This window comes from Kordia sp. SMS9 (genome assembly GCF_003352465.1).
Classification (GTDB): Bacteria; Bacteroidota; Bacteroidia; order Flavobacteriales; family Flavobacteriaceae; genus Kordia.
Window position 1 is genome coordinate 1,533,065 of sequence record NZ_CP031153.1, and the last position, 14,032, is coordinate 1,547,096.

14 protein-coding genes are annotated in these 14,032 nt (G+C 37.1%); 9 read left to right on the forward strand and 5 right to left on the reverse strand.

Translation table 11 applies throughout. From position 1 onward, the window contains the following. Window positions 1-2: 2 nt before the first annotated feature. Complete coding sequence (locus KORDIASMS9_RS06680; protein WP_114902100.1) at window positions 3-902, forward strand: hypothetical protein; 900 nt, start codon at window positions 3-5, stop codon at window positions 900-902. A 188-nt stretch (window positions 903-1,090) separates the two neighbouring features. Further along, window positions 1,091-2,848, forward strand: coding sequence for an aspartate--tRNA ligase (gene aspS / locus KORDIASMS9_RS06685; protein ID WP_114902101.1), 1,758 nt, complete (start codon window positions 1,091-1,093; stop codon window positions 2,846-2,848). A gap of 109 nt (window positions 2,849-2,957) precedes the next feature. On the opposite strand, the gene KORDIASMS9_RS23115 is transcribed toward aspS, so the two are convergent. Further along, window positions 2,958-3,134 carry a hypothetical protein gene (locus KORDIASMS9_RS23115; RefSeq protein WP_162819793.1) on the reverse strand — a complete coding sequence of 59 codons (177 nt, stop codon included), beginning with the start codon at window positions 3,132-3,134 and terminating at the stop codon, window positions 2,958-2,960. 232 nt (window positions 3,135-3,366) lie between these two features. Between KORDIASMS9_RS23115 and KORDIASMS9_RS06690 the strand changes: the two genes are divergently transcribed. The 6 genes from KORDIASMS9_RS06690 to KORDIASMS9_RS06715 all read left to right on the forward strand — a co-directional run bounded on the left by KORDIASMS9_RS06690 (window position 3,367) and on the right by KORDIASMS9_RS06715 (window position 7,569). After that, window positions 3,367-3,906, forward strand: coding sequence for a hypothetical protein (locus tag KORDIASMS9_RS06690; RefSeq protein WP_114902102.1), 540 nt, complete (start codon window positions 3,367-3,369; stop codon window positions 3,904-3,906). Beyond that, entirely contained in the window at window positions 3,878-4,696 is an 819-nt protein-coding gene (locus KORDIASMS9_RS06695; RefSeq protein WP_114902103.1) for a tetratricopeptide repeat protein, read from the forward strand. The genes KORDIASMS9_RS06690 and KORDIASMS9_RS06695 overlap by 29 nt, the downstream gene beginning before the upstream one ends. Before the next feature lie 30 nt (window positions 4,697-4,726). Continuing rightward, window positions 4,727-6,505 carry a chloride channel protein gene (locus KORDIASMS9_RS06700; protein WP_114902104.1) on the forward strand — a complete coding sequence of 593 codons (1,779 nt, stop codon included), beginning with the start codon at window positions 4,727-4,729 and terminating at the stop codon, window positions 6,503-6,505. Between the two features lie 15 nt (window positions 6,506-6,520). After that, the gene (locus KORDIASMS9_RS06705; protein ID WP_114902105.1) at window positions 6,521-7,042 is read left to right on the forward strand and encodes a hypothetical protein; all 522 of its coding nucleotides are present in this window, start codon (window positions 6,521-6,523) and stop codon (window positions 7,040-7,042) included. A 10-nt stretch (window positions 7,043-7,052) separates the two neighbouring features. After that, window positions 7,053-7,292 (forward strand): hypothetical protein, encoded by a 240-nt coding sequence (locus KORDIASMS9_RS06710; RefSeq protein ID WP_114902106.1) that lies wholly within the window; start codon window positions 7,053-7,055, stop codon window positions 7,290-7,292. Window positions 7,293-7,374: 82 nt separating this feature from the next. Beyond that, entirely contained in the window at window positions 7,375-7,569 is a 195-nt protein-coding gene (locus KORDIASMS9_RS06715; RefSeq protein ID WP_114902107.1) for a cold-shock protein, read from the forward strand. An 86-nt stretch (window positions 7,570-7,655) separates the two neighbouring features. On the opposite strand, the gene KORDIASMS9_RS06720 is transcribed toward KORDIASMS9_RS06715, so the two are convergent. Next, window positions 7,656-8,111, reverse strand: coding sequence for a nucleoside deaminase (locus tag KORDIASMS9_RS06720; RefSeq protein WP_114902108.1), 456 nt, complete (start codon window positions 8,109-8,111; stop codon window positions 7,656-7,658). Window positions 8,112-8,195: 84 nt separating this feature from the next. Here KORDIASMS9_RS06720 and dxs point away from each other — a divergent pair, with 84 nt between their 5' ends. After that, window positions 8,196-9,968 (forward strand): 1-deoxy-D-xylulose-5-phosphate synthase, encoded by a 1,773-nt coding sequence (gene dxs, locus KORDIASMS9_RS06725; protein ID WP_114902109.1) that lies wholly within the window; start codon window positions 8,196-8,198, stop codon window positions 9,966-9,968. Between the two features lie 161 nt (window positions 9,969-10,129). On the opposite strand, the gene KORDIASMS9_RS06730 is transcribed toward dxs, so the two are convergent. From KORDIASMS9_RS06730 to KORDIASMS9_RS06735, 3 genes are all read right to left on the reverse strand, one after another. After that, window positions 10,130-10,540, reverse strand: a complete 411-nt coding sequence (locus tag KORDIASMS9_RS06730; protein WP_114902110.1) for a DUF1801 domain-containing protein — start codon at window positions 10,538-10,540, stop codon at window positions 10,130-10,132. Between the two features lie 256 nt (window positions 10,541-10,796). Continuing rightward, entirely contained in the window at window positions 10,797-10,937 is a 141-nt protein-coding gene (locus KORDIASMS9_RS23120; protein ID WP_162819794.1) for a hypothetical protein, read from the reverse strand. 103 nt (window positions 10,938-11,040) lie between these two features. Continuing rightward, window positions 11,041-13,836 carry a T9SS type A sorting domain-containing protein gene (locus KORDIASMS9_RS06735; protein ID WP_162819795.1) on the reverse strand — a complete coding sequence of 932 codons (2,796 nt, stop codon included), beginning with the start codon at window positions 13,834-13,836 and terminating at the stop codon, window positions 11,041-11,043. Between the last annotated feature and the right edge of the window lie 196 nt (window positions 13,837-14,032).

Genomic DNA, 14,032 nt, shown 5'->3' on the forward strand with positions numbered 1-14,032 from the left:
AGATGAACGATTCATTATTCAAAATAAACACAAAATTACCAAAGCACGTTGGCGACATATTCATGTATAAAACCTTTCACTTTGGTACAGCATCCACTAGAAACAGAGACTATGCCGATTATGTGATGAAACGTGTGGAATTTTTGCGCTCCAACTTCAAAACGGAAGGTGAACTTAGAGATTTAGGCGAACAACTGATCATCAAAAATGAAAAAGAAGCGTTGGAAATTTACACTGCAAGCGATTCTTTTTGGTGGACCGATCGCGTGAATGCATTCAGTGAAAATAGAAAACTTTCAGAAAATCTTCCAGACCGAGATGAAGCTACAAAAAATGCAGTTCAATTGTTAGAAAAACTAAAAATTGACACCCAATTCATGAAATTACAATCGGTAACTAACAATATTGCGGCTTTTAGCCGATCGCCAAAAGACGAAAAAGGAGAACAATATCCAACAAGCGTCAATATAAATTTTTCGTATGAATTGGACGGATTTCCATTATTTGGTTCGGGTGCTAAAACCCAAGTATCATACGTCACAAAAGATCAATCTGTGGAGGTTTTACATTTTTACAGAACGCCCAAACAGGCAGGTAAAATAGCGATCATTTCACCTGAAGAAGCATTGCAGCAAGTGTTAGACAATTCTCGTTTTGCTACTATCAAAGAACAAGGAAAAAGCTCTGGGGAAATCACGGATGTAAGTTTAGGGTATTACACTGCAGATCCAACCGACTTACAACGCTACTTGCTTCCAGTGTATAAAGTACAAGGAAATGTATCTACACCGCTGCTTGAAAATTACGAGTTCAACTTATATGTCATTGCTGCGAAAGAAAGTCAAGACAAAGCCAAACAAACAGGCTTGGTTAATCAGCCATTGGACACGGTTTTCAACTAATAAAACTGCCAAGAATACTAAGCGCTTCACAAACTATTGTGGAGCGTTTTTTTATTTGTGAAAATGTCATATCGAGCGCAGTCGAGATATCAATGAAAAGAATAGTATCATTTTCAAATTTATTTCCACTTCCAACACACTTCATCCACTAAAAACTTGTAAATTTGCGCTTTTAAAATCGCATACACATGTACAGATCACATAGTTGTGGTGAACTAAGAGCATCACACATTTCACAAGAAGTTACCTTAGCAGGTTGGGTTCAAAAGTCTAGAGATAAAGGATTTATGATTTGGGTAGATCTCCGCGATCGCTACGGAATCACACAATTAATCTTCGATGAAGAACGCACACCAACAACCGTTTTTGAAACCGCAAAAACACTTGGTCGCGAATTCGTAATTCAAGTGAAAGGAAACGTGATAGAACGTGAAGCGAAAAACGCAAAAATGCCTACGGGCGATATTGAAATTTTAGTAACCGAATTAACGGTGCTTAACGCTTCATTATTGCCACCATTTACGATTGAAGATGAAACGGATGGAGGAGAAGATATCCGAATGAAATATCGCTACCTAGACATTCGTCGAAATCCTGTAAAAGACAGTCTCATCTTTCGTCATAAAGTAACGATGGAAGTGCGCAAATACTTGTCTTCGCAAGAATTTATTGAGGTAGAAACGCCATACTTAATCAAATCGACACCAGAAGGCGCACGTGATTTTGTAGTGCCTTCTCGTATGAATGAAGGACAATTTTACGCCTTGCCACAATCGCCACAAACCTTCAAACAATTATTGATGGTGGGCGGAATGGACAAATACTTTCAAATTGTAAAATGCTTTCGCGATGAAGATTTACGTGCCGACAGACAACCAGAATTTACGCAAATTGACTGCGAAATGGCGTTTGTAGAACAAGAAGATATTTTAAACGTATTTGAAGGACTAACGCGTCACTTACTCAAAGAAATCAAAGGAATAGAAGTAGATAAATTCCCAAGAATGACCTTTGATCATGCCATGAAAACCTACGGAAATGACAAACCAGACATTCGTTTTGGAATGGAATTTGGCGAGTTAAACGAAGTAGCACAACACAAAGAATTCAACGTATTCAATTCGGCAGAATTGGTGGTTGGAATTGCCGTTCCTGAAGCTGCAAGTTACACACGAAAGCAAATTGACAAACTCATTGATTGGGTAAAACGTCCACAAGTTGGTGCGCTCGGAATGGTCTATGTAAAATGCAATGAAGATGGAAGCTTCAAATCATCGGTAGATAAATTCTACGACCAAGAAGATTTGGCAAAATGGGCGGAAGTTACAGGAGCCAAGCCAGGTGATTTAATCTGTGTATTATCAGGGAATACCAATAAAGTTCGTGCGCAACTAAGCGCCTTACGTATGGAAATGGCAGAACGCTTAAACTTGCGAAATCCAAAAGAATTTGCGCCACTTTGGGTGGTAGATTTTCCGTTGTTAGAACTCGACGAAGAAACAGGACACTATCACGCCATGCACCATCCATTTACGTCTCCAAAACCAGGACAATTACAATTATTAGACAGCAATCCTGGCGATGTAAAAGCAAACGCGTATGATTTGGTCTTAAACGGAAATGAAATCGGTGGTGGATCTATTCGTATTCACGATAAAGAAATGCAAGCTGTCATGTTTAAGCATTTAGGATTTACCGAAGAAGAAGCGAAAGCGCAATTCGGGTTCTTAATGGACGCTTTCCAATACGGAGCGCCGCCACATGGTGGATTGGCGTTTGGATTGGATAGATTGGTTGCCATTTTAGGCGGACAAGAAACGATTCGTGATTTCATTGCGTTCCCAAAAAACAATTCTGGTCGTGATGTCATGATTGATGCACCTGCGCCAATTGATTCGGAACAATTAAAAGAACTCAGTATACAGCTGAATATACAAGAAAAATAAACAGTAAAAAGGCTGTCTAAAAAGAAATAAAATATTAAGCCAAACCTTTCGTTGAACTAGATTCATTATTGATTTGGTTTTCAAAACTTCTTAGACAGCTTTATTATCTCTAATTCATTTGGCAACCTCTGTTTGGACATGAAAATTTGAACGATGGATCACAGGTAATACTCAATTGGTCACACTGCCATTCTAAAGCACTTGCGCCTCCTTTTACAACGGTACAACGTAAATTGCTAATGGTTTTCTTTGAAAACTGTAATTTTTCTAATGTTTTCTTTTTCATAACTTTCTTTTTTAGTTAAAGATTAATTTTTGCCATTTGTAAGAATGACTTTTCTCACATAAAAATACAACTTTTTCAAAAAACTTTCAATTTTGATCCATAATGAAGAGTGTAGCTTCTAAAAGCTTACTTATTTGTCATTAATAAAACTAAAAAAGTAATTCATACTAACAGATACGTTGTATGTTGAAAATTGATCGTATTTCTGATTAATTTTAGATATTTTTGCAGTATGAGAACAATCAAAACTCGAAAAATATATAGCATTGCTATCGTGTTAGCCATTTGCGTTGCTTCTTGCGAACAGCTACCAAAAGAAGAAACCTATATTCCCACAGAAAATGCATTTACTTCAGATGCACATTATATTGATCCTGCAACAGCGTTGCTAAGTGACGGATTTTCAGCCTGTAATGAAGACTATATTTTGCAATATTACAATCCAGAATATGCACAGTATAGCCAAGGGAAAAATGGATTGCGTAACTTTATCTTGTCAAACTATCAAAACAAAAACTATACAGATTCTGGCTATCTCAACATTCGCTTTGTCATCAATTGCAAAGGAGAAGCAGGACGGTATGTGATTCATGAAAACGACTTGGATTTACAACCAAAAACATTTAACAAAGACTTAAAAGAACAACTTTTTGGGTTGACCACGCAACTTAAAGAATGGACGCCAAACTTTATACGTGGCAATTTTTACGATACATACATGTACATCTCATACCGAATAGAAAATGGAAACATTACAGAAATTCTTCCTTAGTATACTAGCGATATCAGTATTGTGTGCTTGCGAAGATGAAAGCGAGCGAAAAAAACGTGCCTTAGAGAGTTTTCAACGCGGAATGAAACATTACCAAGGATCTCAAAACGGAATCAACGCATTTGCGAGAGCTGTAGAACTCGATCCGACACATGCAGAATCGTGGCGCGAATTGTCCATTCCTTTCCTAAAAAGAGGCATGCCACATTTGTGGAAAAAATACATTGACAAAGCGGTGGAACTCGATCCTATTGCTTGGCAAGGCTATCGTGGATACAATTATTTGTGGTTTTATCGCGATTATAAAAGTGCCATTGCCGATTTTGATGCAACAGACACACTTACGCCAAACTTTATAGACAATCCGCAAGGACATAGTGTCGATTATTGGCGCGGAATTGCTTATTTGGGCTTAAAAGATTACAAAAACAGTATTGCCTATTTTGACAAACACATTCAAAAAGAAATTGACGAAAGTGGTGAAGATTGGGTAGAACATGAAGCATTTCTATATCGCGGCATCGCACATTATGAAGCTGGAAACGACGAAAAAGCACTGAAAGATTTAAACACCTTACTCAAATACAATGCAGACTTTGCTGATCCGAAATATTACAAAGCGGCAATTATTGCAAAAAAAGATACAAAAGCAGCGTTGCAAATTCTTGAAGAAGCAATTCAAGATTTCCAAAATGGTTACACGGATAAGCGTCCGTACGTAGAAACCATTCGTCAACTCTATTTGGAAGATTATACAAACCTACAAGCGAAATTGGAAACGATGGATTAGATTTGTACTTTTAAAAGATACAAACGCAAGATGCCATCACAGAAAAAATCACGCTTTACACGCTTTTTAATTTGGAGATACAAACATATTTCCAATAAAAATTTCGTGTATATATTAAGTGTTTTAGTCGGTTTAAGCTCTGGTTTGGTGGCAGTAACGATTAAAAACATCACGTTTTCTATTCAGGCATTGTTGGAAAACGGAATTATCTTTTCTAAAAACCAATTGTACTTTATTTTGCCCATTATCGGCTTGTTTTTGGTATATGTATTGTTGCGATTCGTCTTTAAAAAAGAAACCGAACACGCCATTTCTTCTATTCTGTATGCGTTATCGAAACGTACGGGCATCATGGAAAATCACAAAATGTACATTCCGCTACTTACCGCACCGTTAACGGTTGGTTTTGGAGGTTCCGTCGGATTGCTCGGACCAGCAGTAGCTTCAGGTTCTGCCATAAGTTCCAACATTAGCAAATTGTTTCATATTGACAGCAAAACGCGGATGTTGTTGATTGGTTGTGCGGCGGCTGGTGCCATTTCGTCCATCTTTAAATCGCCCATTGCAGCCATTATATTTGCGATAGAAGTGTTCAGTCTCGATTTAACCTTAACGTCTTTAATTCCGTTGTTATTAGCATCAGTTTCGGCAGTAGTAACGTCGTATTTTTTCTTGGGAAATGAAAACTTATTCAATTTCAATCTTATAGAACAATTTCAGTTGGGCGACATTCCTTTTTACATTTTACTAGGTGTAGGAACGGCTTTTGCGTCTATTTACTTTACCAAAATGCACTTTGGGATTACAAAATTTTTTGAACGCTTTCGCGAGAAGAAACACAGACTCATTATTGGCGGATTGACCATTGGTGTCATGCTGTATTTTATTCCGCCGCTCTACGGAGAAGGTTTCGGATTCATTACCAATCTGTTAGATGGCAATCATATAGAAGCACTCGGAACCACACCTTTAGATAAGTATACAGACAATATTTGGGTCGTCATTCTATTATTGATCGGAATCACCATTTTTAAAGCAGTAGCAATGACAACAACTTTTGCTGCGGGCGGTTCGGGCGGAATTTTCATTCCAACAATGGTCATGGGAAGTGCGCTCGGAAATGTGGTTGCGAAAATCATCAATCAATTAGGATTTAGTGTTTCGGAAGCTAATTTTACACTCGTCGGAATGGCAGGATTAATTGCAGGCGTATTGCATGCGCCGTTAACCGCTATTTTCTTAATTGCAGAAATAACGGGCGGTTATGACTTATTTGTACCTTTAATGTTGACGTGTGCGATTTCGTTTCTTATCACAAAAAATCTATTAAATTATACCATTTACACACGTGAATTAGCCGCTACGGGCGATTTACTAACGCACAATAAAGACGAAACGGTACTTACGTTGATGGCTTTGGATACCGTAATTGAGAAAAACTTTAGCATCATTCAGCCACAAATGACTTTGGGACAAATGCTGCATGAAGCGGTGGCAAAATCGAATCGAAATTTATTTCCTGTGGTCGATGATGAAGACAATTTGGTCGGTATTATTTTGCTGGATGATATTCGTGAATTTATGTTTGATACCGCGTTGTACGAGTCACTTCACGTAGATGACATTATGCATCACGCGCCCGATTATATTATTTATGAAGAAGACAATATGAAAACCGTCATGAAAAAGTTTCAAGATAGCAGCGCATGGAATTTACCAGTGTTGAAAAATGAAAAATATTACGGATTCGTCTCAAAATCGAAATTATTGACGGCGTATCGCAGAAAGTTGATTAATTTTACGCGATAATTTGTATTTTTCAGCATGAGATATATTTTCAGCATATTGATATTAGTATTTGCCTCTTCAATTGTTCTTTCTCAAGAATTAAAAATTGTTGATAGAGATGGATTTTCAATAGCGTTTCCATCAAACTGGGAAGAAAAAGAAATGCCGGGTCATCTTATTTATATTATGGAATCTGATAAAGAATCAGAAGGTTACTTACTAACTTTAGGAGTACAAGTCACAAAAGAGAAAGAAACTTTAGAAGAATTTATAAAGCGATATGAACACGATTTATTAAATAATACAACTTATAAAGATTGTAAAATTGAATTGAAAAAAGAAATATCTTCTGGTGGTAAAAAAGGGATGCGTTATTTTTGTCATGCAATAGCTGCACACATTCCAATAGAAATTATCAGCTTCGCTATTGAACATGATGGGCAAATTATTTTGACAACTGCAACTGCTTTTTGGCTCGATCCTTCTAAAAAAACAACAGATTTTATACTATTATTCAATACAATTGAAAAAATACTTAATTCAATAAAAGTAGCATAGATACGATATTATGAAATACTTTCTCATCACACTCATTACAGCTTTAATTGGCGTTTCAATTTTCGCTTACAATTACGAATTTGCCGAAGAAGACTTTGATCAAAAAGTGATTGGAATTTGCATTTTGATCTTCACTTTTATTTGGATGCCTGTATTTATTTACTATCGTTACAAGGACAAAAAAAAGGAAGATTTTATACTTTCTAACGAAAAATTGAAAGAAATGAATGACTATGGTCGAAAAGAATAACACAAAAAACACACTTTATGTATGTGGGTTGTCCTTGAAAAATAGTAACTTAGTTTTCTATTAATTTTATTTTTTATCACAAATGACTGGTACAGTTAAATTTTTCAATGAAGACAAAGGTTTTGGATTCATTACCAACGACAACACAGGAAGAGACATTTTTGTTCATGTTTCCAACTTAAATGGCTTAGTATTAAACGAAGGCGACAACGTTTCTTACGAAGAAGAAGAAGGCCGTAAAGGGATGGTTGCTACACAAGTGCAAATTATTGAATAAATTGTTCAACAAACCCACCGTTACAAGTTACACGCGCAATGAAAGTTGCGCGTTTTTTGTTATACCAATTTACATTTAAAATGGTATTAGTTTAAATTTCGTCTTTGAATAAAAAACTGTTTCAGCAATTGTGAAGCTTCTTCTGCTAATACGCCGCCTTTCATCACGGTTTTTGGATGTAGTTTAGTGTTTAAATTGATGCAACCACGTTCGGTATCGCGTGCGCCGTAGACAATATTTGATATTTGACTCCAATACAACGCGCCAGCACACATTTGGCAAGGTTCAAGCGTAACGTAGAGCGTACATCTTTTTAAATATTTTCCGCCTAAAAAATTTGCGGCTGCGGTAATTGCCATCATTTCAGCATGCGCTGTGACATCGTTTAAGGTTTCTGTTAAGTTATGTCCGCGCGCAATCACTCTATTGTCAATGACAATCACAGCACCTACGGGAATTTCGCCTTTTTCAAACGCAAATTCGGCTTCTTGCAGTGCTTTTTTCATAAAGTAGTTGTCGTCAAAGATGTTTTCGAGTTGCATGGATGAAAGTATTATGATGTAAAATTAGTAAGTTTTTAGTGAACCAACTTCAAAAATCGTAATTTTATACCTTGAAAATCCCGCATGAAAAATTTACTTTCACATATCAATTCACCAACCGATTTACGGAAACTTTCCAAAAAAGAACTTCCTCAAGTTGCGCAAGAATTACGCGAATTTATTATTGACATTGTTTCTGTGAAAGAAGGACATTTAGGCGCAAGCTTGGGCGTGGTCGATTTGACAATTGCGCTACATTATGTGTTTAACACGCCAAAAGATTTGCTCGTTTGGGATGTGGGACATCAAGCATACGGACATAAGATTTTAACCGAAAGACGCGAAGTTTTCCACACAAACCGACAAAAAAAAGGCATTTCTGGTTTTCCTAAACGCGAGGAAAGTGAATACGATACGTTTGGCGTGGGACATTCGTCAACGGCGATTTCCGCAGCGTTGGGAATGGCGATTGCGTCCAAGTTACAACAGAATTTTACCAAACAACATATTGCCGTTGTTGGCGATGCTTCTATTGCAAGCGGAATGGCGTTTGAAGCCATGAACCATGCAGGCGTTACGGATACGAACATTTTGATTATTTTGAATGATAACGCTATCGGAATTGATCCAAGTGTAGGCGCATTAAAAATGTATTTGACCAATGTAAAGAAAGGCACACAGAAGCAAGATAATATTTTTGAAGCCCTAAATTTCAACTATTCGGGACCGATTGACGGACATGATATTATTGCGGTTGTAGCTGAATTGGAACGCTTAAAAACGGTCAAAGGGCCAAAGTTTTTGCATGTCATTACCACGAAAGGCAAAGGATTGCAAAAAGCTGAAGAAGATCAAGTGAAATATCATGCGCCCGGGAAGTTTGATAAATTTACTGGCGAACTGAAACCCAAAAATACCGCACATTTACCGCCAAAGTTTCAAGATGTATTTGGACATACGATTGTAGAATTAGCGCAAAAAAATGAAAAAATTGTGGGAATTACGCCTGCCATGCCCACAGGAAGTTCATTAAAATTTATGATGGAAGCTATTCCCGATAGAGCATTTGATGTTGGGATTGCCGAACAACACGCAGTGACGCTGGCGGCCGGAATGGCAACCCAAGGTTTAGTTCCGTTTTGTAATGTGTATTCTACATTTTTGCAACGCGCGTACGATCAGGTGATTCATGATGTAGCATTGCAGAATTTACCTGTCATTTTTTGTTTGGACAGAGCTGGTTTGGTAGGACAAGATGGCGCTACACATCACGGTGTGTTTGATTTGGCATATTTACGCTGCATTCCAAATTTGATCATTTTTGCACCTTTTGATGAGGTTGCACTTCGAAATATCATGTACACTGCACAACTTGGCTTAGCGCATCCAATTGCAATTCGGTATCCTAGAGGTCGCGGAAGTGTTATAGATTGGAAAAAACCATTTCAAAACATAGAAATCGGGAAAGGTCGTTGTTTGATTTCAGGTTCAAAAGTAGCGGTATTAAGTATTGGATATATTGGAAATCTAGCGAAAGCGGCGATCAACGAATTGGATGTTACGGATGAAATTGGTTTGTATGATATGCAGTTTGTAAAACCGTTGGATGAACAGTTATTGCATCAAGTGTTTGCAACGTATGAAACGATTGTGACGCTTGAAAATGGTGTTATTACTGGTGGTTTTGGAAGTGCCATTGTCGAATTTGCTTCAAAACATACATATTCTAATACAATACAAATGTTAGGCGTTCCCGATACATTTATAGAGCATGGAACGGTTGAAGAATTGCATGAGGAATGTGGTATTTCAAAAGAAGCGATAAAGAAAATGTTGATTTTTTTGTTAGACAATTAGCATCTTTATCATTCCTGCGAAGGCAGTAATCCATGAGTTCAGTGTTGATTTTGCCGAAATTAAGACAAGATTCGGTATGGTTTCAAAGTAGATCTCGATATAAAATTCTTTCAGAATTCCACTCGATCTGACGATTCGAATTTACACATTACAACAGGAGTCTATCGTTTCAACTGATAGCTTTTTTCAATGAGCTGTTTTAAAATATTCATGTCTACATCTGAAAGACTTTTTACATACAAACACCCTTTTCCTGTTTTGTGTTTTCCGAGGTTGTTTAATAATTCAGTTTCTGTGTTTACATCATACGTCATGTAGAGCGACATATGTGCTTTTGCGGGAGAGAATCCTGTGCGAAACCATTCAAATTCATCACCATTTTTTCGTTGATACGAATATTTTCCATAACCAATCATGTTTTTCCCCCACATTTTCGCTTCTTTTCCCGTGACTTCTTTAAATACTTCTAGCAATATTTTTGCATCTGCTTTTCGTTTTTCGTTTTGAACGGTTTCAACAAAAGCATGTACATCTTTTTCAGTTTCTGCATTTACTAAGGTTTTTTTCGCCATGATGCATCGTTTTTAGGTTAATTATTTAGAGAAATAAAAAGCGAACGTCTTACATCAAATTTATACATTAACGTGAGTTCGACTTAAAAAACCTTTATTTTACTTGTAATTTACTGAAAAATAAACACTTGTCAGTTCGAGCGCAGTCGAGAACAGCTAAGAATTGATATTTTCAAAGGAATCTCGACTGCGCTCGATTTGACATTAAGTGTAATGTATTAACAATAAAGTACATAGCATAATATTTATATCGAACTCACGTTACATTAGTTAATATCGCTTTCGCTGGAATTTTTCCTTGTTGTGCTTCTTTTTTCTTTTTACTACTAATGATGTAGCCAATAATGGCAAGAAATAGCAAAATATATATAATTCTTCTTCTTTTCGTTTGATTCATAATCATAAAACTTCCAGCAAATACTAAGTTACTATTTTTTCAAGTATAAAAAAAAGCGGACGTATTGAGATACGTCCGCTTTCAATTTTATATAGAATGCTCTTTACTGAATCACGATTTTTTGTGTTTTGATAGCATCGTTTTGTTGAATTTTCAAAATGTAAACTCCTGTTGATAATTCAGAAAGGTTCAAGTTAGCAGGTGCATTTCTTGCTAAATCAAGTTGTTTTACACCAGCTTGTTGTCCTGCAATTGTATATGCTGTAATGGTAGCTTTCCCGCTTTGATTTGCTTTAATGGTCATATTTCCATTAGAAATCGTCGGATAGATGGAAAAGTTATCAGCCGCTGTAAATTCTTCTGTGCTTAATACGCCTGGAAGGAACTTTCCGGTAAAGAAACCTCTACCGTGCGTGGTAGCCAATACGGTATTGTCTGTAGTTCGTAAATCTAAATCCAATACAGGAACGGCGCGCATTCCATTATCAGAACGTGTCCATGTTGGGGTTGGTGTATCAAAATTAGCAGATCTCCAAACACCAAGTTCTGTTCCTATAATGACTTCAGCACCATTGGCTACTAAAGGATTTACTAGAATTGCTTTTACAGGAATATCTGGTAAATTTCCTTCTTTTGCTTGCCAAGTTGCTCCAGCATCAGGCGAATACCATACATTCGTTACTCCATAGTTATGGAAAGTTACATACAAATCGTCTTCCGTTTCACCGAATTCAATATCTGAAATACTTCCTACAAAACCTGGATCTTGTACGTTTGACCAAAGTCGTATGTTGGTTAAAGCAGCTTCAATTTTTAATAAACGCCCATTGCGAAGTCCTGCATATACTGTTTGCCCATTGGCAGATACTGCAAATGCAGTAGGACGACTATTTAGTAATGAATTGGTTAAATTGTTTGTCACAATGCTAGCACTTCCGCTAGTAATATTTGTATACTGCCCAATAACAGCGGATCCTCCAGAGGCATCAGCATACAGTGTATTGGTGTTTTTGTCCAATTCTGCTACGTTGATAAAAGCACCATTGTTTCCATTACTTGCTATAAAATACGCCCCTGAAAAATTTAAGGAAGGATATGGAATGAATACGTGACTTAAAAACGGGAAGGAAGCAATCATATACCCATCGTTAAAATCAATCGCTGTATATGCGCCATCTCCTCCTAAGAATTCGGCAACACTATTGATACCAGCATTCGCATCCAAAGTAATTAAACTTCCGTTGTCTTGTGTTCCTCCGGCAAAATCATCACCATCAGCGATATCGCCATCGGCAATGTCGCCATAATAAAATTGCGTTACGTTATAATTTAAGTTTCTTGATTGAATAGCATTGGCATTCCCTGCTGAGTTAACGATATCCGCGCTGTAATATACACCACCGTCATTTCCTATGATTGCCTGTGTATTGTCATTCGGACGAAAAACAATCGCATGCTGATCCGCATGCACAAAAGAAGCTGTAATATTTTGCTGTCCGTTTCCTGTTGTCCATTTCGAAATTTGATCCCAATTGTTTAGATTGCTATCATATTTAAACAAATCAATACCACCAACATATAAGTTATCATTGTTATCTACTTCAATCGGTAAATTATAAAATGCTTGTTGTCTTGTGTAATCAGATGCAGGAATTCCATTATCGGCATCATTAGGTTCTGTTAAAGCGGAAAGAGACACAAAATTATCCGTTGTTTGATACAAATCTGCTTGCGATCCACTTCCAATATCAGCAGCAACCCAAAAAGTGCCTGGAGTTATAGAAGAAGGCTCTATTTCTGTACGTTGTGCACTTGGTATTGTGGTTACTAAATTGAAAGTATTTCCATCCGTTGATTGGTAAATAGATCCTCCAGGATTTCCTAAATAGTCTCCCGTAGTCGCTAACCATATATCGTTGTTTAAATCGATTTCAATATCGTTTGGATTTCTAAACGCACCATTGCTATATTGAATTGGAAAGCGTGACCAGTTTGCGCCACCATCATCAGATTTGTACAATCCGTGTTGATCAAATCCTAAAATATTTGTTGGGCTTCCTGCTTCTCGGTAACGAGCACTCGCCATGGCAGCATATATTTCTGTTGTTCCGTTGTTATCTCTTGCAACAAGGTCATTTACATAGAAAATTCCATCTAAAAGCAATACGCCACCTGGGGAAGAAGTTGAAGTTCCGAAGTTTCCACCAATTACCTGCTGCCAGTTTGCACCACCATCTGTAGATTTATAGACTCCAGATCCTACAGCAAATCCTGATGTATAGGATTCTCCTGAGGCTAGATACATGATGTTTGAATTATTTGGATCAGAAATAAGTACGGTTACGGAAATGTTATCCGCTAATCCTGGTACTAATTGCCAAGGTGAATTTGCATCTGTAATATCATCATTTACCCATAATCCACCAGAAACTCCACCTGCAAATACACGTGTATAGTCGTCAGCAGGATTGGCATTGTTGATGTCATTCGGATCAAATAGTAAAGCTCTTGTACGACCACCAATGTTATTAGGTCCACGTTCTTCCCAGTTATTGTCTACGGCATCTCCAGGCGCACGACCTTGCAATTGCGATAGTTGTCGCTGAATTTCAGGAATCAATTCTGGAGTTGGTCTTCCAAGACTTGGATTCATCGTCAATTCCCATAATTGTTCATTGTAAGCATTTGGTGGCAATCCTTTTGCTTTACGATCTTTACGTGATAACTTTTGTGTTTCTTTGTACGGACTATTGGCTAAAAAATTAGCATGTTTTTCACGCAATTCAGCGCTTGAAATTTTTTCTTGTGCTTCCTCAGACGATACATTCATCAGAACATATCCTGCGACAGCGACAAATAGAAGACTTGCAAATGCTCCTATTGTTAATTTTCTTTTCATATTTTTTGTTTTAAGCATAATTGAATCTCACGCAAGTGATTTAGTAATCATCTCATTAATTTTTAATGCAATTTTTTTGAGGTATATTTAATTTTAAAATGGACTGAGTAAAACGTGTTATTCTTTTTGAGTTAGTGTTTTTAAAATGTTTTTTGCGTCTACTTTAAAGCTAAAATAGTGAGTGCAGCGCAAAAAA

Coding starts and splice junctions, on each gene's coding strand:
- KORDIASMS9_RS06680 (WP_114902100.1), top strand. CDS start 3: ATGAACGATTCATTATTCAAAATAAACACAAAATTACCAAAGCACGTT.
- aspS (WP_114902101.1), top strand. CDS start 1,091: ATGTACAGATCACATAGTTGTGGTGAACTAAGAGCATCACACATTTCA.
- KORDIASMS9_RS23115 (WP_162819793.1), bottom strand. CDS start 3,134: ATGAAAAAGAAAACATTAGAAAAATTACAGTTTTCAAAGAAAACCATT.
- KORDIASMS9_RS06690 (WP_114902102.1), top strand. CDS start 3,367: ATGAGAACAATCAAAACTCGAAAAATATATAGCATTGCTATCGTGTTA.
- KORDIASMS9_RS06695 (WP_114902103.1), top strand. CDS start 3,878: ATGGAAACATTACAGAAATTCTTCCTTAGTATACTAGCGATATCAGTA.
- KORDIASMS9_RS06700 (WP_114902104.1), top strand. CDS start 4,727: ATGCCATCACAGAAAAAATCACGCTTTACACGCTTTTTAATTTGGAGA.
- KORDIASMS9_RS06705 (WP_114902105.1), top strand. CDS start 6,521: ATGAGATATATTTTCAGCATATTGATATTAGTATTTGCCTCTTCAATT.
- KORDIASMS9_RS06710 (WP_114902106.1), top strand. CDS start 7,053: ATGAAATACTTTCTCATCACACTCATTACAGCTTTAATTGGCGTTTCA.
- KORDIASMS9_RS06715 (WP_114902107.1), top strand. CDS start 7,375: ATGACTGGTACAGTTAAATTTTTCAATGAAGACAAAGGTTTTGGATTC.
- KORDIASMS9_RS06720 (WP_114902108.1), bottom strand. CDS start 8,111: ATGCAACTCGAAAACATCTTTGACGACAACTACTTTATGAAAAAAGCA.
- dxs (WP_114902109.1), top strand. CDS start 8,196: ATGAAAAATTTACTTTCACATATCAATTCACCAACCGATTTACGGAAA.
- KORDIASMS9_RS06730 (WP_114902110.1), bottom strand. CDS start 10,540: ATGGCGAAAAAAACCTTAGTAAATGCAGAAACTGAAAAAGATGTACAT.
- KORDIASMS9_RS23120 (WP_162819794.1), bottom strand. CDS start 10,937: ATGAATCAAACGAAAAGAAGAAGAATTATATATATTTTGCTATTTCTT.
- KORDIASMS9_RS06735 (WP_162819795.1), bottom strand. CDS start 13,836: ATGAAAAGAAAATTAACAATAGGAGCATTTGCAAGTCTTCTATTTGTC.